Annotated in this window: 22 protein-coding genes and 1 pseudogene; 14 read left to right on the top strand and 9 right to left on the bottom strand. The window is 64.7% G+C overall.

The window, feature by feature from the left end; genetic code table 11:
- Position 1 precedes the first annotated feature (1 nt).
- The 3 genes from BRA1417_RS0119615 to BRA1417_RS0119625 all read right to left on the bottom strand — a co-directional run bounded on the left by BRA1417_RS0119615 (position 2) and on the right by BRA1417_RS0119625 (position 3088).
- Positions 2-829 (bottom strand): class II glutamine amidotransferase, encoded by an 828-nt coding sequence (locus tag BRA1417_RS0119615; protein WP_027517264.1) that lies wholly within the window; start codon positions 827-829, stop codon positions 2-4.
- 92 nt (positions 830-921) lie between these two features.
- Positions 922-1548 (bottom strand): FMN-binding negative transcriptional regulator, encoded by a 627-nt coding sequence (locus BRA1417_RS0119620; RefSeq protein ID WP_027517265.1) that lies wholly within the window; start codon positions 1546-1548, stop codon positions 922-924.
- Positions 1549-1621: 73 nt separating this feature from the next.
- Positions 1622-3088, bottom strand: coding sequence for a PLP-dependent aminotransferase family protein (locus BRA1417_RS0119625; protein ID WP_084462490.1), 1467 nt, complete (start codon positions 3086-3088; stop codon positions 1622-1624).
- 130 nt (positions 3089-3218) lie between these two features.
- Between BRA1417_RS0119625 and BRA1417_RS0119630 the strand changes: the two genes are divergently transcribed.
- The 5 genes and pseudogenes from BRA1417_RS0119630 to BRA1417_RS0119650 all read left to right on the top strand — a co-directional run bounded on the left by BRA1417_RS0119630 (position 3219) and on the right by BRA1417_RS0119650 (position 5948).
- Positions 3219-3599, top strand: coding sequence for a nuclear transport factor 2 family protein (locus BRA1417_RS0119630; protein WP_027517267.1), 381 nt, complete (start codon positions 3219-3221; stop codon positions 3597-3599).
- Positions 3600-3860: 261 nt separating this feature from the next.
- Entirely contained in the window at positions 3861-4334 is a 474-nt protein-coding gene (locus BRA1417_RS0119635; protein ID WP_027517268.1) for a TerB family tellurite resistance protein, read from the top strand.
- 2 nt (positions 4335-4336) lie between these two features.
- Positions 4337-4698, top strand: a pseudogene (locus BRA1417_RS0119640) (hypothetical protein).
- Positions 4695-5330, top strand: a complete 636-nt coding sequence (locus tag BRA1417_RS0119645) for a TerC family protein (RefSeq protein WP_027517270.1) — start codon at positions 4695-4697, stop codon at positions 5328-5330. The pseudogene BRA1417_RS0119640 and the gene BRA1417_RS0119645 overlap by 4 nt, the downstream one beginning before the upstream one ends.
- Positions 5331-5363: 33 nt before the next feature.
- Positions 5364-5948 carry a TIGR00645 family protein gene (locus BRA1417_RS0119650; protein WP_027517271.1) on the top strand — a complete coding sequence of 195 codons (585 nt, stop codon included), beginning with the start codon at positions 5364-5366 and terminating at the stop codon, positions 5946-5948.
- Between the two features lie 36 nt (positions 5949-5984).
- Here BRA1417_RS0119650 and BRA1417_RS0119655 read toward each other — a convergent pair whose 3' ends face one another.
- Both BRA1417_RS0119655 and BRA1417_RS0119660 read right to left on the bottom strand, forming a co-directional pair.
- Complete coding sequence (locus BRA1417_RS0119655) at positions 5985-6932, bottom strand: helix-turn-helix domain-containing protein (protein WP_027517272.1); 948 nt, start codon at positions 6930-6932, stop codon at positions 5985-5987.
- A gap of 95 nt (positions 6933-7027) precedes the next feature.
- Positions 7028-7966: a LysR family transcriptional regulator gene (locus BRA1417_RS0119660; protein ID WP_027517273.1), complete on the bottom strand. Its 939-nt coding sequence runs from the start codon at positions 7964-7966 to the stop codon at positions 7028-7030.
- A gap of 155 nt (positions 7967-8121) precedes the next feature.
- Between BRA1417_RS0119660 and BRA1417_RS0119665 the strand changes: the two genes are divergently transcribed.
- Positions 8122-8697: a hypothetical protein gene (locus tag BRA1417_RS0119665; RefSeq protein ID WP_027517274.1), complete on the top strand. Its 576-nt coding sequence runs from the start codon at positions 8122-8124 to the stop codon at positions 8695-8697.
- 33 nt (positions 8698-8730) lie between these two features.
- Here BRA1417_RS0119665 and BRA1417_RS0119670 read toward each other — a convergent pair whose 3' ends face one another.
- Positions 8731-9813 (bottom strand): substrate-binding domain-containing protein, encoded by a 1083-nt coding sequence (locus tag BRA1417_RS0119670; RefSeq protein ID WP_027517275.1) that lies wholly within the window; start codon positions 9811-9813, stop codon positions 8731-8733.
- 113 nt (positions 9814-9926) lie between these two features.
- Between BRA1417_RS0119670 and BRA1417_RS0119675 the strand changes: the two genes are divergently transcribed.
- Together BRA1417_RS0119675 and BRA1417_RS0119680 are read left to right on the top strand one after the other, a co-directional pair.
- The gene (locus BRA1417_RS0119675; protein WP_027517276.1) at positions 9927-11411 is read left to right on the top strand and encodes an aldehyde dehydrogenase family protein; all 1485 of its coding nucleotides are present in this window, start codon (positions 9927-9929) and stop codon (positions 11409-11411) included.
- A gap of 187 nt (positions 11412-11598) precedes the next feature.
- A complete protein-coding gene (locus BRA1417_RS0119680; protein WP_027517277.1) occupies positions 11599-11862 on the top strand; it encodes a hypothetical protein in 264 nt (87 codons plus the stop codon).
- Positions 11863-11869: 7 nt separating this feature from the next.
- On the opposite strand, the gene BRA1417_RS0119685 is transcribed toward BRA1417_RS0119680, so the two are convergent.
- Complete coding sequence (locus BRA1417_RS0119685; RefSeq protein WP_027517278.1) at positions 11870-12766, bottom strand: alpha/beta fold hydrolase; 897 nt, start codon at positions 12764-12766, stop codon at positions 11870-11872.
- A 181-nt stretch (positions 12767-12947) separates the two neighbouring features.
- On the opposite strand from BRA1417_RS0119685, the gene BRA1417_RS0119690 reads away from it, so the two are divergent.
- Genes BRA1417_RS0119690 through BRA1417_RS0119700 form a run of 3 tightly spaced genes read left to right on the top strand, consistent with a single transcriptional unit; the run spans position 12948 to position 16475 of the window.
- A complete protein-coding gene (locus BRA1417_RS0119690) occupies positions 12948-14336 on the top strand; it encodes a class II 3-deoxy-7-phosphoheptulonate synthase (RefSeq protein WP_027517279.1) in 1389 nt (462 codons plus the stop codon).
- A 4-nt stretch (positions 14337-14340) separates the two neighbouring features.
- Positions 14341-14694, top strand: coding sequence for a diacylglycerol kinase (locus BRA1417_RS0119695; protein ID WP_027517280.1), 354 nt, complete (start codon positions 14341-14343; stop codon positions 14692-14694).
- A 23-nt stretch (positions 14695-14717) separates the two neighbouring features.
- Entirely contained in the window at positions 14718-16475 is a 1758-nt protein-coding gene (locus BRA1417_RS0119700) for an NAD+ synthase (RefSeq protein ID WP_027517281.1), read from the top strand.
- A gap of 164 nt (positions 16476-16639) precedes the next feature.
- Here the strand turns inward: BRA1417_RS0119700 and BRA1417_RS0119705 are convergent, their stop codons facing one another.
- Together BRA1417_RS0119705 and BRA1417_RS0119710 are read right to left on the bottom strand one after the other, a co-directional pair.
- Positions 16640-17824 carry a DUF2865 domain-containing protein gene (locus tag BRA1417_RS0119705; protein WP_027517282.1) on the bottom strand — a complete coding sequence of 395 codons (1185 nt, stop codon included), beginning with the start codon at positions 17822-17824 and terminating at the stop codon, positions 16640-16642.
- A 130-nt stretch (positions 17825-17954) separates the two neighbouring features.
- Positions 17955-18260, bottom strand: coding sequence for a hypothetical protein (locus tag BRA1417_RS0119710; RefSeq protein ID WP_007592521.1), 306 nt, complete (start codon positions 18258-18260; stop codon positions 17955-17957).
- 292 nt (positions 18261-18552) lie between these two features.
- Between BRA1417_RS0119710 and cysS the strand changes: the two genes are divergently transcribed.
- From cysS to cimA, 3 genes are all read left to right on the top strand, one after another.
- Positions 18553-19935 carry a cysteine--tRNA ligase gene (gene cysS, locus BRA1417_RS0119715; protein WP_027517283.1) on the top strand — a complete coding sequence of 461 codons (1383 nt, stop codon included), beginning with the start codon at positions 18553-18555 and terminating at the stop codon, positions 19933-19935.
- Between the two features lie 115 nt (positions 19936-20050).
- Complete coding sequence (locus tag BRA1417_RS0119725) at positions 20051-20560, top strand: GNAT family N-acetyltransferase (RefSeq protein WP_027517284.1); 510 nt, start codon at positions 20051-20053, stop codon at positions 20558-20560.
- The gene (gene cimA / locus BRA1417_RS0119730; protein ID WP_027517285.1) at positions 20557-22155 is read left to right on the top strand and encodes a citramalate synthase; all 1599 of its coding nucleotides are present in this window, start codon (positions 20557-20559) and stop codon (positions 22153-22155) included. The genes BRA1417_RS0119725 and cimA overlap by 4 nt, the downstream gene beginning before the upstream one ends.
- Positions 22156-22175: the final 20 nt, after the last annotated feature.

Raw genomic sequence — 22175 nt, forward strand, 5'->3', positions numbered from 1 at the left:
TTTACCTGCGGGCGATAATCCTTCTGGCAGGGGCGGGTTCCGCCTCAGACCCACCGGAAATTGCAAGGTCGAACGGAACAATCTTCGCGCTTTCGGATGCACGTGCGACCAGCGCGTGATTCGGGGGCACTTCCGTCCAGTCGGTTTCCTCGTCGAACGGCTCGGACACGACGATGACCTGGCCGCCAACCTCGCGGAAATACAGCGTGTTGGCGGCATCGTTGACCGCAACCCGGAAGGCGTAGAGATCCCGGCCGTTGGCGATGGCGCTGGTGAAGCGGAGCCGCTCACGAAGCTCGCCTTCGTTGACGAGGCCGACGAGGGCTCGCAGCACGCGATGCGTTGCGCCGAGCGGATCGGCGTCGAGCCCCGCGCCCATCATGGCGAGAAACACGGCTTCCGAATCGGTCGTTCCTGTCCGCGAAGGATAGTAGGCGTCGGGGATCAGCGCCTCGACCTTGCGCCGCAGGCGATTCCAGCTGCCGACGAAACCGTTGTGCATGAACATCCAGTGGCCGCAGGCAAACGGATGACAGTTCTGCCGCGTCACCGCCGTGCCGGTGGCGGCGCGCACATGGGCGAAGAACAGATGCGAGCGCAGATGGCGGCAGAGGTAGCGGAGATTCTCGTCCGACCAGGCCGGGCGTGTTTCACGATAAAGACCAGGCTCCGGATGCTCGCCGTACCAGCCGAGACCAAAGCCGTCGCCATTCGAGCCGGCGGTCGACTGGAGCGAGCGGATGCTTTGCGCGATCAGCGAATGCTCGGGCTCGGTGACGTAGGGCTCGAAGGACGTGGTCTCGCCCCGGTATGCGATCCAGCGACACATGGGAATCCTGTCAGGAGATGCTTGCTGAAATGCATCAACGAACCTGACAGGACGATGGTTCCCGACAGCGAGCGTCGGGAACCAAGTGGCCACTACACCGGAACCGGAATCAATGGCGCAACCTCGCGATCATCTGCATTCTCGCTCGCCGCGAGACCTTGCGCGACGCCGACACGGTCGGCCTCGGGACGGTTCTGGCTCATCTTGCGCTTGCCTTCGAACCGGGCGACCGGAATGCGCACGCCGACAATTCCACGCAACTGCGCAGCGATGAAATCCGCAGGGGCATCCGTAACGGCCCAAGGCTTGGCACGCGATCCTTCGTGCCGGTTCGTGAGCCGCGTCACGGCCTCGAGCAGGCGCTCGGGTTCCTGGAAGAATTCGACCGGGCCGTAGGCATGCACCGCGACGTAGTTCCAGGTCGGCACGACCTTTTCGGTTTCCTGCTTGGTCGCGTACCACGACGGCGTCACGTAGGCGTCGGGACCGCTGAAGATTGCCAGCGCATCTCCGATCGGTGGCAGTTTCCATTGCGGGTTGGCTTTCGCCACATGTCCGTACAGCACGCCATGCTCACCTTCGCCCTCGTCGAGAAAGAGCGGCAGCGGCGTGGCGACCGGGCCTTCGGTGGTGGCCGTGACCAGACTGGCGAGGCGGGCGCCGTGAATGGTCGCCCGGATGCTCTCGATGTCGTCCTTGAAGGCGGGAGGGATGTACATGGTCTATCTCCAGTGTTGTCTGGAGATAGCCGGAATCTGGCCTGTAAGAAACTGCCAGTTAGCGTCTATTTGATCAGTCCAGTTCGGCGACGGCCTGCGCGAGAAGCCTGCAGCCGCGCTCGATCTGTGCCACCTCCAGCGCCGAATAGCCCATGACGAGGCCGACTGTCTTGCGCGCTCGGCGAGGTCCGACGAACAGTGCCGAGACAGGATAGATGCCGACGCCCTTTGCATGGGCCGCCTTGATCAACGCGTCCTCATGTTTCCTCGGCAGGTCATCGAACCACGCCACGATGTGCAGGCCGGCGGCGGTGCCCTCGATCCGGACGCGATCCCCGAACCGGCGGCGGAGCGCGTCGAGCAGCGCCCGCTGGCGTTCGGCGTTGCGTCGGCGCACGCGCCTGATGTGGCCGTCATAGGCGCCGCTTTCGAGCATCGACGCGAGTGCGTCCTGCTCGATCAACGGCGTGTGCCGGTCCATGATCTGCTTGGCGGCGGCGAACAGGGATCGCAGGGCGGCGGGCACCACCAGATAGCCGATCCGCAAGGTCGGCGAGAGCGTCTTGGAGACGGTGCCGAGATAGATGACATTGCCGCCGCCTGCCAGCGCGTGCAGGGGCGGGATCGGCTTGGTGTCGTAGCGATACTCGCTGTCGTAATCGTCCTCGATCACGTAGGCGTCGTTTGCCCTGGCCCAGGCGAGCAATTGGTGCCGGCGTCCGATCGGCATGACGCCGCCGAGCGGATATTGGTGCGACGGCGTGACATAGGCGAGGCGGGCTTCGACGCCGTCGAGCCGCGTGGTCTCCAGTCCATCCGCGTCGACGGGAATCGGGATCGTCTCGGCGCCCGTCGCCGCAAAAGTGTGCCGCGCCATCTGATAGCCGGGATCCTCCATCACGAAGCGGTCGCCGGCGTCGAGCAGCAGGCGCGCGCAGATGTCGAGGCCCTGCTGCGAGCCGTTCACGACGACGATCTGATCCACCTCGCAGCGGACGCTGCGCGACCGCCAGAGATAGCCTTGCAGCGCGGTCCGCAGCCGCAGCGCGCCGCAGGGATCGTCATAGGCCAGCCGCTCGGGCTTGCGCGCCATCGCGGCAGTCACGGCCTTCTTCCATGCCAGCACCGGGAAATCCGACGGCGCGAGCTCGCCATAGCGGAAGTTGGCGACGAGCCCGCGCGGCGGCTCGGTCCAGCGCGGCGGGTCCCGAAGCAGCCGCTCGCCGAAGGCCGACAGCCGCACCTTCCGCACCGACGCTCGCGACACTACGCGCGCGTGTCCCCGCTCAACGACGGCGCGGGCCACCCGCGGCCGCGCGCCATGGCGTGTCTCGATGAAGCCCTCGGCGGCGAGCTGTTCGTAGGCGATTGTGACGGTCGAGCGCGCCACGCCCATTTCGCCGGCCAGCGCGCGGGAGGACGGCAGCAACCCGTCGATCCCGTACACCCGCGTCAGGATCTGATCTCTCAAAGCCTCGTAGATCTGGCGCGCGCCCATGCGGTCGGCACGGGGAGCGGGATTGGTCTTCATCTGGATCATCCACATTCCAAGCCGGCATTCGCCCGAGCGGACGATGTCGGAAAATGCGTCTGGCCCCGTTCACCGGGATTGCCTGCACGCCAATCTGAATGGTGTAGCATGAGCGCAGTCGGAACAACGGGAGATCACGATGGATGATCAGGGCAAGCTGGCCGCGCTCCAGCGCCATTGGGACGCTTCGGACGCGAACGATTTCGAGGCCGAGCACGACATCTATCGCGAGGACGCGGTGCTCGACTATCCGCAATCCGGCGAGCGCATCCGCGGTCGCAGCAACATCCAACAGAGCCGGTTCGTGCAGCCGAACACGAAGCGCTTCACGGTTCGGCGCATCGTCGGCGGCAACGATCTCTGGGTGAGCGAATTCGTGCTGACCTATGACGGGGTGCCGTCTTACGTCGTGAGCATCATGGAATTCCGCGACGGTCTGGTGGCGCACGAGACGCAATATTTCGGCGACAAGTTCGAGCCCTCGCCCTCGCGGGCGCATCTTGTCGAGCGGGTGGGGTAACACACGGAACCCGATGCGGCGGCTGGTCGCAGTCTCGTCGTCTTGATTCCGACAGCCCCATCTTTAAGTGTGGGAGGAACAAGAATCCGGGCCCCTCTGGCGAGGACACCGACGCTGTCGGCAAAACCTCGTGATGTCGGATGACCTGTCCCGCGCGAATGCGATGGATCGGCCGATCGTCGGGCCTTCTTGAGAGTCTCTCCGACCCAATCGTCCCCATCGCAGCTCCGTGCGGTCATTTCGCAAGATAAGGGAGCAACGATGTCCGACGCCAAGCATTCAAGTCCGCTCGAAATCGAGATCACGGAGCCGTCCAGCCTGAACGAGCAGGCTGCGGTGGCGCTGGTGATCGTCGGCGCGCTGGTTGCGGTTGCCGACCGCCAAGTTTCGCCGGTCGAACGCGACGAGGTCGTCCGTTTCATCCGGGATCGCAAGCTGGCGCCGCACATATCGGACGACCGGCTCTACGCGATGTTCGACGAGCTTGCCGAACGACTCGAGGAACCGGATTTCGCCAATGTGGTGATCGAGAATTTGCGTCCGGTTTCGGACCTGCCGCTGTCGGCTCATTTGATGGAACTGTCGGAGCGCGTCGCGGCCGCGGACGAGGACGTGCATCCCCACGAAGTGCAGGCGATCAAGCTGTTGCGCCTGCTGACGCTGGTGCTGCCTCGCGCAAAGCAGGTGGCGCCGGGGGCCGTGCCCGCCGAACAGCGCATCGCCGCCGAGGAGTAAGCATGAGCGTAGTTTCGGACGAGGATAAGACAGGGACTGCGGGCGCTACCGGCCAGATGGCTGGCGGTGACCCGCGCCTCGACAAGCTTGTCCATCGCCTGCCGCCGCGCATGGGCGACACCGTCACCTATCTGCTCAAGCCGTCGAGCCGCTGGGTGAGAATCCCTTCGGGCGCGTTGCTCATCGTCGGCGGCGTGCTCTCCTTCCTGCCGGTGCTCGGCGTCTGGATGCTGCCGCTCGGCCTCGCTTTGCTCGCGGAAGACGTGCCCGCGCTGCGATCCTCGCGCGGCAAGGTTTTGGATTGGGTCGAGCGGAAGAAGCCGCAATGGCTCGATCCGTCCGCCCGAAAAATGACCAATCATGACTGAATTCATCACCACCGAAGCGCTGACCGCGCTGCTTCAGGTCGTCCTGATCGACCTCGTGCTCGCCGGCGACAACGCCGTCGTCATCGGCCTTGCCGCAGCCGGTCTGCCGGCCGAACAGCGCCGGCGCGCCATCGTCGTCGGCATCATCGCCGCCACCGCCCTGCGCATCGTCTTTGCCGGCGTCGCGACCCAGCTTCTGCAAGTGATCGGGCTGTTGCTCGCCGGTGGCGTGCTGCTGCTCTGGGTCTGCTGGAAGATGTGGCGGGAGCTGCGCGAGCAGTCCACGCATGCGAACGAGCTCGCGTTCAGCCATGGCGGCAGCAGCGTTGCTCCTGCCTCCCGAAAGACCTTTAGGCAGGCGGCCGTGCAGATCGTCGCTGCCGACGTGTCGATGTCGCTCGACAACGTGCTCGCGGTCGCGGGCGCCGCGCGCGAGCATCCCTACATCCTCGCCTTCGGCCTGTTATTGTCGGTCGCGCTGATGGGCGTCGCCGCCGATTTGCTTGGCCGCGTGCTCCAGAAGCAGCGCTGGATCGGCTATGTTGGCCTCGCCATCATCGTTTACGTCGCCTTCGAGATGATCTATCGCGGATCGCTCGAGCTCGCGCCTGTGATCGCGAGTCTCTGAGGCAACGTGCCTGTCCATCATCCGGAGTGATCAATGACGTCCGAACCCAAAGCACCTTCGGCGGTTTCCGTGCCGGCGCCGCAAATCGGCGCGTTTGCCCAACTCATCTTTGGCTCGCGCTGGCTGCAAGTTCCGCTTTATGTCGGCCTGATCGTCGCGCAGGCCGTTTATGTGCTGCTGTTTCTGAAGGAGCTCTGGCACCTGGTCGTCCACTCGTTCGACGCCAGCGAGCAGCAGATCATGCTGGTCGTGCTCGGGCTGATCGACGTCGTGATGATCTCGAACCTGCTGGTGATGGTGATCGTCGGCGGTTACGAGACCTTCGTCTCGCGCCTGAACCTCAGCGGTCATCCGGATGAGCCGGAATGGCTCAGCCACGTCAATGCCAGCGTGCTCAAGATCAAGCTTGCGATGGCGATCATCGGCATCTCCTCGATCTCGCTGCTCAGGACCTTCATCGAGGCGGGCAATCTCGGCACGACGCGCAGCAATTTCACCGAGAGCGGCGTGATGTGGCAGGTGCTGATCCACCTCACCTTCATCATCTCCGCGATCGGCATCGCCTGGGTCGACCGCCTCGGCGATAGCGGCCAGCGCAAGGGAGCCGGCCACGGCTGAGCGTGACACACGGCCGCTCAAAGACCGAAGCTGCGCTCAGGGACGTCGGCTCCGCGCCAGCGTCTCGGAGGGTGTCTCGCCGAACGCCAATCTGTAGCCGCGCGAGAACTCACCAAGATGCCAGAAGCCGTTGCCGAGCGCTGCGGCCTTGACGCTCATGCCGCCGCCTCCCACCATGAGCTGGATGCGGGCTGACCACAGCCGCTTGAGACGCAGATAGTGGTGCAGGCTCACGCCGTGCACCGCGTGCGCGGCGGTCTGGAGCGTACGCACCGATACGCCGAGCGCAGAGGCGAGGTCGTCACTGTAGAGTGCCTTGCTGCCGGACCACATGACCATCTCGTCGAGGCGCGCGATCAGCTTGCGGTGCTTGGCGAACGATCCGCGTCGCGCAGTCAGCCCGCCTGCCGGCGCCAGGGCGTCGTCGAGGCAGGCGAGCAGCGTCTCCTGGATTGGGCGGTTGAGCGCCTCGAACTGCCGGGGATCGTTGCACGCCGAGGCGAGCGAGAATATCTCCAGGATAGCGGCGCGCAATCGCGCCATCGGATCGTCCTGCGTGCGAACATATGCGAGGCCCGTGTCGAAATCCGTCCAGCCGCGATGACGCATGTCCGAGTTGAAGCGCAGCATCAGGTAAGTGTTGGGATGATGCTCGATCGCGTCTACGGGGGCTTTGCCGCGCATCATGGCAATCGTTGAATTGTCGACCTCGCGGCCGTTGGAGGTGGAGTGAAACGCGAGGGGGACAACGAGGCCGACACCATTGTCCGTGCCGATCTCGGCCTCAAACCGCCGTGCAAAGGAGCGCTGGAGCACGAACAGCCCATCCTGGAGCGGCAGGATGGCGCGAGACAGCGAGAATTCGCGCGGGCGGAGCGGCGTGCTGATGCCGAGGCCGAGCACCTCGTTGGCGCGAAACTCGGCGAAATCCGAGAAGCGCTCGATGCCGAGGATTCGCGAAGGCTTCAGCCGACATAGCGGCATTTCGGGATCCTGGCGTGAGGGATGAGCCGCAAAATACAAACGGTATCAGATGGTCGACCAACGGCCCTATCCCGGAAGACTACTGCGACGCATCATCACGCAACTTTCGGATAGGCCGCGTTCTCCCGCCGCTCGCGCTCGCCCAATTCGCGGACCAGCTCCTGGAGAAAGGATTCCGTGTGGGCGGGCAGGGTGCGCTCGGCGCGAACGTAGATGCCGAGGTCGGACCACACCGGACTGCCGGCGTTGTCGAGCGGCAGGAAGACGAGCCGGCTGTCGCGCGACAGTCGGTCGATGCCGAGCTGGGTCTGGAAGGCGACGCCGACGCCGCGCGCGGCGAGCTCGCGCATCAGGTCGATCGAGTTGGCCTGGATCGCCGGCTCCGGCGTCTCGGACAGCTGTGCGATCAGCGGCTGGAGCAGATGGTAGATCGATAGCTCCGGCAGCGCGTGGATGACTGGAAAGGCGAGACATTGGGTTAGCGTGACCGTCTTGCCGCGCGCCAGCGGATGCTCGCGCGCCACGACCGCGCCGAGGCGAAATCGTTTCAGGGCGACCTGGCGCAGGTCCGGCGGATGCCGCAGCGCCATGGCGATGCCGATGTCGGCCTCGCCGCGGCTCAGGGCCTCCAGTACATCCGACGATCCCTTCACCTCGGTGGTGAAGCTGACGCGCCGGGCGCGGCCACGATGGGAGGCGATCAGGTCCGGCAGCACCGACTCCGTGAGCGACTCGATGCAGGCAATGCTGACGGTGCCGTGCCACGTTCCCGGCAGGGACGCGACGTCCGAGCGGAAGCGGTCGAGGTCCTGGAGCACGTTCATGACGTGCCGGGCCAACATCTCGCCGACCGTCGTCAGCGTCAGGCCGCGCGCATTGCGCTCGAACAACGGTGACCCAACCTCTTGTTCAAGCTTGAGAATCTGGCGGCTTACGGCCGACGAGGCAACGTTCAGCAAACGCGCCGCGGCCCGGATCGAGCCGGTGCGCTGGACGGCGTGGAAGTACTGGATGGCCGGTGAGTGAAAGCGCATGGGACCCCTTGGACTATAGCTGTTGCCGAAACGGCATCAACATGTACGAAATTCTGTGCTTTTCGAGCACGTTCCTCCCACCTAGGTTCGGCGCCGGCTTGGCCGGTCCCGCCGGACTGCCACGCCATGCGCAACGAGGCGCCGGGGGATACGAGGTGGACGAGAACATTGTTTGCGAGGTCGCGCCGGACACGCGCCTGGTCGATCGCCGTCGCGCGGCCACCTATGTCGGCGTGACCGCCGGACGCTTCGAGCAACTGGTGCGCGACAGCGTCGTGCCACCGCCTGTCATGGTGGACAACAAGCGGCGCTGGCCGCTCGCGTTGCTCGACGTTGCGAAGGACGCGGTTGTCGGCAGCAGCATGCCGTGCCTGCCGCAGGTGACGGTCGAGATTGCGCAGGACGCGCGTCCCTGCGAACGGACCCCCGCACCAGCCTCGCACGAACTGCCGGACCAGGCCTGGTTCGAGCAGCGCGCGCGGTTCGTTCAGCGCGTGCGCCGGTCGCTGCTGTCGGGCAACGAGATCCGTCTCTTGCGCGAGTTCAAGCTGCTCAGGCAGAACCAGCTCAGCATGTTCGGCTATTACGGCAGCTTCGAAGCCCTGATGGTGCGCGGCTACATCGTCGAGCTCGCGCGAAAGCCGCCGTCGAGCCGTCCGCTGGTGACGTACCGGCTGACCGCGCAGGGCGAGCAGGTCATCTCTGCGCTGAAGGACGAGCCGGCGATCTGACCGGCGCGGACAAGGCGACGGCATCCTTCGGCATCATCGCACGGCGTGCATCTCCAGAAACGCCTTCACGCCGGTGACGGTGCCCGTGTCCGACGGCACATAGCCGGGTAGCGTAGCGACAGCCGCGCGAAAATCCGCGCTGCGGATGATCTCCAGGATGCGCTGCATCGGCCCGGTGTCCAGGAACGCGCGCTTGCAGACGAAGAAATAATCCTCGGTCAGGAGCCGGATGAAATCGAGGCCGAAATGCCGGGCGGCGGCTTCGACGCCGAAACTCGCATCAGCCATGCCACTCGCGACATAGGCAGCGACCGCGGCGTGGGTGAATTCGATCTGCTGCGCACCGTTGATGCGGCTCTCGTCGATGCCGTTTGCCGCGAGCAGTTGGTCGAACAGAAGCCGCGTGCCGGAATCGTGATCGCGGTTCACGAAGCGGACTTTGGGTCCGGTGAGATCATCAAGCGAAGCGATGCGCAGCGGATTGCCGCGCGCGACCATCAATCCCATTTCGCGTGTGACGAAGCTGATGATGCGATCCTCGCGTGGATCGAGCCATTCGCGCGCAGCCTTGATGCCCTGGGCGCGCAGCGCGCCGTGCGGCAGATGCAGGCCCGAGAGATCGCAGGCGCCCTGCGCCAGCGAGACCAGCGAATGCTGGTTGCTGACATAGCGCAGATCGACGCCGATGCCCGGCTCGCGGTCGAGGAATTCGCGCAGTTTTGCGACCGCAAAGCCGTGGCTGGCATGCACGCGGATCACCGACGGGCGCTGCTCGAGGAATGGCTTGATCTCGCTCGCCAATTCCTGCGCCAGATTTTCGAGCTGAGGTCCGAGCCGGGCCTGCATGCGCTCGCCCGCCCACACCAGCCGCTCGCCGAACGGTGTGAGCTTTGAGCCCTTGCCGCGCTGGGTCTCGACCAGCGGCGTGCCGAAGAACTCCGACCATTGCTCGATCAGATTCCAGACATGGCGATAGGAGAGATGCGCGTCCTTGGCCGCGCTGGTGATCTTCCCGGTTCTCCTGATCTCGTTGAGGACGCCGAGCATGACGATGGCGGTGCGCGGATTGCCCTCGCGGCGAAACCGCCAGACGGCCTCGATCTCGATCTGAAGCATTGATCTTCCTTATGAACTGTACTTCATATGCCGACCGTCCACTTGCAATTCATATCATATTTTACTCCCGCGTAAGGGCGCCTAGTCTGGTATACCAGAATTGGAGGAATATGATGTCTGTTGCATATGACTTTGCCCACTCGCCGGCCACCGAGTTCATGTCCCGGCCACAGCATCTGCTGATCGACGGTCGCCGCGTCCCCGCAAGCTCCGGTCGCACCTTCAAGTCGCTCAATCCGGCCACCGGGCAGGTCATCGCCGTCGTCGCCGAGGGCAACGAGGCCGATGTGGAGTATGCGGTCGCCGCCGCGCGCCGGGCTTTCGAAGGTCCTTGGCGCACGATGCGGGCGTCCGAGCGCGGCCAGATCCTGCTGCGCTGGGCTGACCTGCTGAAGGCTCACGCCGAGGAGATCATCGAACTCGAGTCGATCGATGCCGGCAAGCCGATCGCCGCGACATCGCGGCAGGATTTTCCGGCCGCCGTCGACACGCTGATCTACTACGCCGGTTGGGCCGACAAGATCAGCGGCGACGTCGTGCCCGTGCGCGATGATGCCCTGACCTACACCGTGCGCGAGCCGGTCGGCGTGGTCGCGGCGATCGTGCCGTGGAATTTCCCGCTGATGATCGGGATGTGGAAGCTCGCGCCGGCGCTGGCCTGCGGCTGCACCATTGTGATGAAGCCGGCCGAGCTGACCTCGCTGTCGGCGCTGCGTATCGCCGAGCTCGCGCTCGAAGCCGGCCTGCCGGCGGGCGTCTTCAATGTCGTCACAGGCCCCGGCCGCGTCGTGGGCGACGCGCTGGTCAATCACCCTGATGTCGACAAGGTCACCTTCACCGGGTCTCCCGGTGTCGGGCGGGGAATCATGAAGGGCGCCGCAAGCAACTTCAAGCGCGTCTCGCTCGAGCTGGGCGGCAAGTCGGCCAACGTCATTTTCGACGATGCCGATCTCGAAGCCGCATCGAAAGCTGCGGCTTCCGGCATCTTCTTCAATGCCGGCCAGGTCTGCTCGGCCGGCTCTCGCGTGCTGGTGCAGGAGAAGGTCTATGACGAGGTCGTCGAGCGGCTGGCGGCGCGCGCAAAGTCGCTCCGGATCGGCGACCCGCTCGACCGCAAGACGACGCTCGGCCCCGTCATATCCGAGAAGCAGATGAAATCAGTCCTCGATTACGTCGACATCGGCCGGAAAGAGGGCGCGACCCTTGTCACGGGTGGCGAGAAGGTCGGCGACCGCGGCTACTTCATCAGCCCCGCGGTGTTCGCGAATGTCGCCCACGAGATGCGGATCTCGCAGGAGGAGATCTTTGGGCCCGTCGTCAGCGTCATCAAGTTCAAGGATGAGGCCGACGCTTTGAGGATTGCCAACGGCACGGCTTACAGCCTCGCCGCCGGCGTCTGGAGCCGCGACATCGGCAAGCTGCAGCGCTTCGCCAAGCGGGCGCGCGCGGGCACGGTCTGGATGAACACTTATGGCTATACCGACGTGCGCCTGCCCTGGGGCGGCGAGCGCGACTCCGGCCTCGGCCGCGAGCACGGCACCGCCGCGCTCGACAATTTCACCGAGCCCAAGGCTGTCTGGATGAATCTGGCCGTTTGATACCTCCCGAGCGGCCAAGCCTGGAGCCCGCCTGACCACCCGTGCAGGCGGGCTCATTTTTCGAGATCGATAAAATTGTCTGCATTCCGCTCAGCGGCGGCAAACCCTGCGGACAAGAACTGTGCGGCCTTAAACCCCGGCTTTGGAACCGGCGTGCATCCTGCCTGCAACAGGGTGGGGCATCAGCATGTCAGTTCTCAGGGAGGTCGTCGTCGCGGTCGCGGGAGTCTATGCGCTCCTGTTCGCGTGCGACGCAGTGTTCGGGGTCGGCGAGGCACGCTTCGACGACGCCTATTACAGCGCCAGCTTCTACGCGCCGCGGCCGAAGGAGTTTCGTTTCGCCGGCGATACGCCGCCGGCCGTCCGCGTGAGCGAGGCGTTTGCGCAATTCGCGCCGGGCGAAGCCAAGCCGAACAAGCGCTACTCGTCGCTGACCACGATCCTCCGGTAAGCGCCGTCTACTCTCCCTGGATCCATTCCGCGACGCCACGCCACAATGTATCGCGGTGGTCGGGGCGGAAGAAGCCGAAATGGCCGATCGCCTTCGCGCCGACGTCGGACGGCTTCACGTTGAGCACCTCCGGCTTGATCGCGGTAAATCCGCTCGCGAGCAGCTCGACCGCGGGCCGCGTCGCCCAGGGATCGTCGGAGAAGCAGAGTGTGCGCAGCTCACCCTTGAACCTGGCGAAATTCTCCAGCGCCGGCAGCTTTGAATCGAAGAGATAACGGGGGCTCGAGACCCACTCGGCCCATTGCAGGAAGACGCCCTTGGGCAAATCCTCGCCGATGCCGGCCCAGCCCGGCGCGTAACCGAGCGCGTGGACGAGCGGCACGCCGACAAAATTCATGAAAGCGAAGACACGGTATTTTTCCGGCGACGTCATCAGCCGCCAGGTCGCCGCCTGCGAAGCCACGAACGCGGCGCGCGAAATCTCCGTGTTGTTGGCGATCAGCCCGAGCGCCTGACCGCCAAAGGAGTGGCCGACATAGGTCAAGGGCAGGGTATTGTAGCGCTCGCGCATCCAGTGCACTGCGGCGGTGACGTCGAGCGCGGCCCAGTCCGACATCGAGGCCTTGAAGCCGACCAGCGATTTCGGCTGGTTGTAGCCGACCATCGCCGGCAGCCGGGAGTCGCCGATGCCGCGATAGTCGTAGGTCAGGACCGCGCAGCCGCGATGGGCGAGATAGGAGGCAAAGCCGCGATAGATTTTTCGCGGGACGGCCGTCGCCGAATTGACCAACACGGCATGACGTTTGGTGCCGCGCGGCAAGAATAGCGTACCGCTCAGCGCATACCCGTCGGTCGCCGGGAAGCTGATCTCGTCGATGAAAACGTCGTCCAGTGCCACGTCCATGGGCCGAAGGTATCTTGCCAGTTTCCGAGCCGTTTCCCAGCAAATGCGAATTTGGCTTTCCCCGCAAGGCTTTGCAGTGCCAGATGGATTTACAACTGGCGGCCGGTGGTCAGCCTGTGTATAAGGCGACCCTCGCAACCCACAGATCAGGTTGTGCTTTTTGCTTCACGGAGAGATTGCGATGTCCGAGCGGTGGACGCCCGAATCCTGGCGCAGCAAGCCGGTGCTACAGGTGCCCGATTATCCCGACGCCAAGGCCCTGGCCGACGTCGAGGCGCAGCTTGCGACCTTTCCGCCGCTGGTGTTCGCGGGCGAGGCGCGCAATCTGAAGAAGGCCTTAGCGCGGGTCGCGGCCGGAGAGGCCTTCCTGCTGCAGGGCGGTGACTGCGCCGAGAGCTTTGCCGAGCACGGCGCCAACAATATCCGCGACTTCTTTCGCGTGCTGCTCCAGATGGCGGTGGTGCTGACCTATGCCGGCGCCGTCCCGGTGGTGAAGGTCGGGCGCGTCGCCGGCCAGTTCGCAAAACCGCGGTCCTCGCCGATGGAGAAGATCGACGGTGTTGAGCTGCCGAGCTATCGCGGCGACATCGTCAACGACATCGCCTTCACCAAGCAAGCGCGAATCCCTGATCCGCAGCGCCAGCTGATGGCCTATCGCCAGTCCGCCGCGACCCTGAACCTGCTGCGTGCGTTCGCGACCGGCGGCTACGCCAATCTCGGCAGCGTGCATCAGTGGATGCTCGGCTTCCTGAAGGACAGCCCGCAGTCCCGTCGCTACAAGGAATTGGCCGACCGCATCTCGGACGCGCTCAACTTCATGCGCGCCTGCGGCCTCGATCTCGAGGCCCATCCCGAGCTGCGCGCCACCGATTTCTACACCAGCCACGAGGCGCTGCTGCTCGGCTACGAGCAGGCCATGACCCGCGTCGATTCCACCACCGGCGACTGGTACGCGACCTCGGGTCACATGATCTGGATCGGCGACCGCACCCGCCAGCTCGACCACGGCCATATCGAATATTTCCGGGGCATCAAGAATCCGATCGGGCTCAAATGCGGCCCGTCGCTCAAGCCCGACGAGCTGTTGAAGCTGATCGACGTGCTCAATCCCGATAACGAGCCGGGCCGGCTGACGCTGATCGGCCGCTTCGGCTCCGACAAGATCGGCGAGCACCTGCCGAACATGATCCGCGCCGTGAAGCGCGAGGGCAAAGTGGTGGTCTGGTCGTGCGATCCCATGCACGGCAACACCATCACCTCGACCTCGGGTTACAAGACGCGGCCCTTCGACCGCATCCTGTCCGAGGTGAAGTCGTTCTTCGCGATCCACGCCGCGGAAGGCACTCATGCCGGCGGCGTGCATCTGGAGATGACCGGCCAGGACGTCACCGAGTGCCTCGGCGGCGCTCGCGCGATCACCGACGAGGATCTCAACGACCGCTATCACACGGTCTGTGATCCCCGGCTCAACGCCGAGCAATCCATCGACATGGCTTTCCTGGTCGCAGAACTGCTCAAGCAGGAACGCGCCGGCAAGGTCAGGCCGATGCCGGCCGCAGCGGGGCTCTAAGACCTTGCTGCGGATCTGGAAGGCCACGATCAATTCCCGTAACGGTCTGGCCTTTGCGTTCCGCTCGGAGCAGGCCGTCCGCGAGGAAATTGTTGCGCTTCTCTTGTCGCTGCCGCTCGCGTGGTTTGTCGGCGCGACCGCGATGCGCGCGGTCGAGCTTGTCTGTGCGGTCGCGTTCGTGCTGGTGGTCGAGCTCCTCAATACTTCGATCGAGAAGCTTGCCGACCGGCTGACCATGGATCACGACAAGCAGATCGGACGGGTCAAGGACATGGGCTCGGCCGCGGTCGGTGTTGCGCTCCTGATGGCCGGCGCGTTCTGGATCATCGCCATCATCGAGCGATTGGGTTTCGTTTAGCGACAACATCGGACAAGGCGCATATGACCGAACGTCTCAACGCATTCGCGGTCACGCTCGCCCAGCTCAATCCGACCATGGGCGACATCGACGGCAATGCCGCCAAAGCGCGCGCGGCGCGCGTGCGGGCAGCCGCCGACGGCGCCGATCTCGTGCTGTTTCCGGAATTGTTCATCGCCGGTTATCCGCCGGAAGATCTGGTGCAGAAGCCTTCGTTTCAGGCCGCCTGCCGCGCTGCGATCGAAACGCTGGCGCGCGAGACCGCCGATGGCGGGCCGGCCATGCTGGTCGGCACGCCCTGGGTCGAGGAGGGCAGGCTCTACAATGCCTGCGCGCTGCTCGATGGCGGCCGTATCGCGGGCCTGCGATTCAAATGCAATCTGCCGAACTACGGCGTGTTCGACGAGAAGCGGCTGTTTTCGCGCGGCCCTGCGGCCGGCCCCGTCACCGTGCGCGGCGTGCGCATCGGTGTGCCGATCTGCGAAGACATCTGGCTGGAGGAGTCCGAGGACTACGAGAACGTGGTCGAGACGCTGGCCGAGACCGGCGCCGAGATCATCCTTGTGCCGAACGGATCGCCTTACGCCCGCAACAAGGCTGACGTGCGTTTGTCGGTCGCGGTCGCGCGCGTCACCGAGAGCGGTCTGCCGCTGGTCTATCTCAACCAGGTTTGCGGCCAGGACGAGCTGGTGTTCGACGGTGCTTCCTTCGCGCTCAACGGCGACCTTTCGCTCGCAGCGCAATTGCCGGCGTTCGCGGAGAGCGTCACCACACTGGGCTTCACGAGGAACGGCAACGATTGGCGCTGCTCCGGTCCGATCGCCGCGCAGCCCGAGGGTGACCACGCCGACTACGCCGCCTGCGTGCTGGGTCTCCGGGACTACGTCGCCAAGAATGGCTTTCCCGGCGTGCTGCTCGGCATTTCCGGCGGCATCGACTCTGCCCTCTGCGCAGCGATTGCGGTCGATGCACTGGGTGCTGATCAGGTGCACGGCGTGATGCTGCCTTATCGCTACACTGCGGCAAGCTCGATTGCGGACGCCGGCGAGCTCGCCGGCCATCTCGGCATCCGCTACGAGGTGCTGCCGATCGCGGAAGCGGTGAACGGGTTCGAGACTATCCTGTCCGGCGTCTTCAAGAATCTGCCGCCCGATGTCACCGAGGAGAATCTCCAGGCCCGCACCCGCGGCACGCTGCTGATGGCGATCTCCAACAAGACCGGCCTGATGGTGGTGACCACTGGCAACAAGTCGGAAATGTCGGTCGGCTACGCCACGCTCTACGGCGACATGAACGGTGGCTTCAATCCGATCAAGGACATCTACAAAACGCAGGTGTTTCGGCTGGCAAGCTTGCGCAATTCGTGGAAGCCCGAGGGGGCGCTGGGGCCGGACGGCGAGGTGATCCCGCCCGACATCATCACGCGTCCGCCGACCGCGGAGCTGCGTGAGAACCAGACCGACCAGGATTCGTTGCCCGCTTACGACGTGCTCGATGCCATCCTGGAGCGTCTCATCGAGCGCGAAGAGCCGCTCGACAACATCTTCGCGGCCGGCTTCGACCGTGAGACGGTGACCCGCATCGACCATCTTCTCAACGTCGCCGAATACAAGCGCCGCCAGGCCGCGCCCGGCGTCAAGGTGACGGCCAGGAATTTAGGCCGCGACCGCCGCTATCCCATCACCAACCGTTTTCGCGACAAAGGCGAGCAGCTCGCCGTCCCCGACGAGACGTTGGTGTCGCGTGGCAGCAAAGCCTCAATCGACGCGTTCGAGGGGTGAGGCTGACCAAGGTCGTCGGATGACGGTGTCGTCAACATACGACGCTGTCATCATCCGCGAAGGCGGATGATCCAGTACGCCGCGGCGGACGTTTTCGAAAACAATTGGCACTGCCGAGTACTGGATGCCCGCCTTCGCGGGGCATGACAGTTCTAGGTGGCGACTTACTTCTGCTGTTGCGGCAGGAAGCTTGGCCCGACCGAGCGGATGGGCTTGTTCTCGGACGAGGTCGTCGCGGCGCCGGTATCCGCAGGCGGAGGCGCGACAGGTGCAGTCGCCGTGGTCGGCGCCGCACCCTTCTTGCCATTGGCGGCTGGCGTGCCCTTGTTGAGCTGCCGCTGCTGCATTTTCTTGGCGCTCTCCTCGGTGACGATGATGTCACCCTGCTGCTCGGCCGATGCCTTGTCGTCTGCCGATTTGAGCGCGTCGGCCCAGGTCTGGCCCGCGGCCTTGCAGGAGCAGGACGGGTTGAACTCGCTGCGGAATTTGAACGCGGTCGGCAGCGCGGTGTAGGGCTGGCCGCTGGTGGAGACCGCGGAGTTCATGTCCTCGCCGGGATTGCGATGGGTATAGAGCACGGCTTCGGCGGCCGGGCACAGCGCCTTGCAGGTCTTCTCGTCGTCGGGGAAGCGCGCCGGCACGGTCGCAAACGAGACCGGGAAGTAGGCACCGTCGCAGGTGCGCACGCACACAGTGCGATAGGTGCCTGATTGCGGGCCGAGATCGGACGGCGGCACGCCTTGCGGATTGTTGGGGTTGTTGCCGCCGAACAGATTGCTCAGGAAATTGCCGCCGCCTTGCGACTGCGCGGCGTTGGCATATTGCGGGCCGCAATTGTTCTGCGCCAGCGCTGCCAGCACCGAGCGGCGCTGGTTGTCACGCTCGGGACTGAAGCCGCCGGCGCCGCCGCGCAGGCGTTCGAGATTGCCGGTGATCTGGTCCAGATTGGCGCGCATCTGCTGGATCTGGGTGTTGACCGGACCGCATTGCGCCGACTGGCCGCTGAACAGCGAGAAGAAGCCGGAGGAATCGCAACCCATGCGCTTGGCCTGCATGGTGACGCGGTCGAGCTCGGCCTGCTGCTTGGTCTGGGACTCCTGATAGCGGCGGATCTGGTCTTCGCGCGCGGGATCGCCGCCGCCGCCACGATCGAGCCCGGCGAGCTGGCCTTCCAGGCGCGCGCACATCGGGTTCGGTCCGAAACCGTTCTGGCCGGGCTGAGGCGGCGGTCCCGGCGGGCCGGCCTGTGCGGAAGCACCATTGGCGAGCGCGACCGTGCTCAAGAGCACGGCGCAGGCAAGGATCGAGCGAGCACGGGAGAGAGATAAAAGTTCAGGCATATCCGCCATTCTAGCGAGGTCACGGCCACGCGTGATGTGGGGGGCCGAAGCGCGCCCTCCCATAGCCGCTTCCTGCGGCATCGTCACGTCGTTTCAGAGGCCAGGGATTGGACCTAAGGTATGCCAGTTCCGAGCGAATTCAGCGCTGGCAGGTGATTGCGACATATTCATCGCAATGCCCATGGGAGCAGTTTGCGCCGGATTTGGGGACAGAGCCGGTAATTTCGTCGGGATCGACCCGGCGATAGGCCGAAGCCTGGGCAAAATCGCGTGACTGGCAGTAGGTGCGGGCGACCTGCGCGCCGCATTTGTCGCTTTTGGCCAGGCACTGATCGACGCCGTAGCCGTCCGCCTGGTTGGGGATGATGAAGACGCGGGTCTCAGCGAGAGCGCTGGAAACGACGAGGATGGAGGCGCAGGAAATGAGCGCGAGCAATGATCGCATGAAAACACCGGGGGCAAAAAATAGGAACTGCCAGTTCCAGAATGGGCTGAAATGGTTAAGGATCTGAACCATCTATGCGCGGCGACTGCGCATTGCGGAGATAAAGCGGCATTTTCGCGGCTCTCTTGACGCGGGGCCGCCTCATAGCCCATATGTTCCGTCATGAACGGTCTCCTCGTCATTTGCGCCATTTGCCGCGAGATTACGAGCTAGCGATTCGCTGGCTGGAGCCGTCTTTTCTCAAAACCATTGAGAGCCTTGGACGCCCGGCCAACAGCCGACGGGTATCCTTATGGAATTGCGCCTTTACGATACGCTGAGCCGGGACAAGCGCACCTTCGTGCCGCTCGATGCCAAGGACGTCCGCATGTATGTCTGCGGACCGACCGTCTATGACTTCGCCCATATCGGCAACGCCCGGCCGGTGATCGTGTTCGACGTGCTGTTCCGGCTGCTGCGCCATCTCTACGGCGCGGCGCACGTCAAATATGTCCGCAACATCACCGACGTCGACGACAAGATCAACGACCGCGCCGCGCGTGATTTCCCCGGCCTGCCGCTGAACGAGGCGATCCGGAAAGTCACCGAGCAGACCGGCAAGCAGTTTCACGCCGACGTCGACGCACTCGGTGCGCTGCGGCCGAGCGTCGAGCCGCGCGCCACCGAGCATATCGGCGAGATGCGCGAGATCATCGAGCGGCTGGTTGCCGGCGGCTTTGCCTATGTTGCCGAGGATCATGTGCTGTTCTCGCCGCAGGCGATGAACGCGGCCGATGCCGGGCTGCCGCGCTATGGCGCGCTGTCCAATCGTTCGCTGGACGAGATGGTTGCCGGCGCCCGCGTCGATGTCGCGCCTTACAAGAAAGGCAACACCGACTTCGTGCTGTGGAAGCCGTCCAAGCCCGGCGAGCCGTCATGGCCGTCACCGGCCGGTATCGCCGCGCAGGGGCGCCCGGGCTGGCACGTCGAGTGCTCGGCCATGGCCTGGAAGCATCTCGGCGAGCACTTCGACATCCATGGCGGCGGCATCGATCTCGTGTTTCCGCATCACGAGAACGAGGTCGCGCAAACCTGCTGCGCCTTCCACCAGGAGCGCATGGCGAACTACTGGATGCATAATGGCTTCCTGCAGGTCGAGAGTGAGAAGATGTCGAAATCGCTCGGCAACTTCGTTACGATTCACGAGCTGCTCGCGGACTGGCCGGGCGAAGTGCTGCGCCTGAATATGCTGAAGACGCATTACCGCTCGCCGATCGACTGGACGATGAAATCGCTGGAGGAGAGCGCCAGGACGCTCGACGACTGGTATCGGGTCGCGGCTGACGTCGCGCCCGGCAAGCCGGCCCCGTCAGTGATCGAGCCGCTGCTCGACGACCTCAACACGCCGCTGGCCATCGCGGCGCTGCATGGCCTGCGCGGTGGCGACGTTGGTGCCCTCGCGGGTTCGTTGCGGCTGCTCGGCTTTCTCTCCGAGAGCGCGGCGCAGTGGGAAGGACGCAAGCAGCAGGCGAGCGGCGTCGATGCCAAAGAAGTCGAGCGCCTGATCTCGGAGCGGACGGCGGCGCGTGCGCGCAAGGACTTTGCGGAGTCCGATCGTATCCGCGATCTGCTTGCCGCGATGGGCGTTGCGATCAAGGATTCCAAGGAAGGCACGACGTGGGAGGTCGCACGATGAAGCGGCCCGACACGCCTTTTCCGCGGCACTGGTTCTATTACATCGCGCTGAAAATCCTGCTGCTCGGCGCTGCCGTGGCGCTGGCACTGAAACTCTATGGGATGTGGTGAAGACGATGGCACAAGCACTCCCAAAACCTGGCTTGCGGCCCTTCCTGCCGGAGGACGTGCCGGTTCTCGCCGCGATCTTCACCGCCAGCATCGAAGAGCTGACCGGCGACGACTATAGCGAAGCGCAGCAGCAGGCCTGGATGGCGGCGGCGGAGGACGAAGAGTTCGGCAAGGGGCTCGCCTCCGACCTGACGCTGATCGCAACGCTGGAGGGATCACCGGTGGGCTTTGCCTCGCTGCGCGGCAAGGATCATATCCGCATGCTCTATGTGCATCCGGCCGTAGCAGGGCAGGGCTTGGCGACGATGCTCGTCGATGCGCTGGAAAAGCTTGCGGGCGGCCGCGGCGCCGACAAGCTGACGGTCGACGCCAGCGACAACGCACAGGGCTTTTTCGCGAAGCGCGGCTATGTCGCCATGCAGCGCAACAGCATCACGGTCAACGACGAATGGCTGGCCAACACCACCATGCAGAAGACGCTCGGCAGCAGCCCCGCGTCGGGAGCGCTGCAATGAGCAAGGAGCGCCTCTATCTGTTCGACACCACGCTGCGCGACGGCGCGCAGACCAATGGGGTCGATTTCACGCTGACCGACAAGCAAATCATCGCCCAGATGCTCGATGAACTCGGCATCGACTATGTCGAGGGCGGCTATCCCGGCGCCAATCCGACCGACACCGAGTTCTTCGGCACCAAGCCGAAGTTTTCGCATGCGCGCTTCACCGCCTTCGGCATGACACGGCGGGCGGGGCGCTCGGTCTCCAACGATCCCGGTGTGGCCGGGCTGCTGGAGGCCAGGGCCGACGCGATCTGCTTCGTGGCGAAGGCGTCGGCCTACCAAGTGCGCGTCGCGCTGGAGACGACGAAGGAGGAGAACCTCGCCTCGATCCGCGACAGCGTCGGGGCGGCCAAGGCCGCCGGCCGCGAGGTGATGCTCGACTGCGAGCATTTCTTCGACGGTTACAAGGAGGATTCCAGTTTCGCGCTCGCCTGCGCGAAAGCCGCCTATGAAGCCGGCGCGCGCTGGGTGGTGCTGTGCGACACCAACGGCGGCACCATGCCGAACGAGGTGGAGGCCATCGTTACTGAAGTGACGAAGCACATCCCCGGCGATCATCTCGGCATCCACGCCCATAACGACACCGAGCAGGCGGTGGCGAATTCGCTCGCCGCGGTGCGCGCCGGCGCGCGCCAGATCCAGGGCACGCTGAACGGCCTCGGCGAGCGCTGCGGCAACGCCAATCTCTGCTCGCTGATCCCGACCTTGAAGCTGAAGGCCGCGTTTGCCGACGCCTTCGAGATCGGCGTCACGGCGGAAAAGCTCGCGACCCTGGTCAAGGTGTCGCGCACGCTCGACGACATGCTCAATCGCGTGCCGAACCGGCATGCAGCCTATGTCGGCGAGAGCGCCTTCGTCACCAAGACCGGCATCCATGCCTCCGCCGTGCTGAAGGATCCGCAGACCTACGAGCATGTCTTGCCGGAGCTGGTCGGCAATCATCGCAAGGTGCTGGTATCCGACCAGGCCGGCCGCTCCAACGTCATCGCCGAGCTCGATCGCGCCGGCATCGCCTATGAGAAGAGCGATCCGAAGCTGTCGCGGCTGGTCGAGGAGTTGAAGGAGCGCGAGGCGCAGGGCTACGCCTATGAATCCGCCAACGCCTCGTTCGAGCTGCTGGCGCGGCGCACGCTCGGCAAGGTGCCGCACTATTTCGAGGTCGAGCAGTTCGACGTCAATGTCGAGCAGCGCTACAATTCGCATGGCGAGCGCGTCACCGTGGCGCTGGCGGTGGTCAAGGTCGACGTCGCCGGCGAGCATCTGATCTCGGCGGCCGAAGGCAACGGTCCCGTCAACGCGCTCGACGTCGCGCTGCGCAAGGATCTCGGCAAGTACCAGAAATATATCGAAGGCCTGACGCTGATCGACTATCGCGTGCGTATCCTCAACGGCGGCACCGGCGCGGTCACGCGCGTCCTGATCGAGAGCGAGGACGAGAACGGCGACAGCTGGACCACGGTCGGCGTGTCCCCCAACATCATCGACGCCTCGTTCCAGGCGCTGATGGATTCGGTGATCTACAAGCTGGTGAAGTCCGGCGCGCCGGCGTAGGCGTTGCCACAGATACCGTC

It is taken from the genome of Bradyrhizobium sp. WSM1417, from assembly GCF_000515415.1.
Taxonomy (GTDB): Bacteria; Pseudomonadota; Alphaproteobacteria; order Rhizobiales; family Xanthobacteraceae; genus Bradyrhizobium.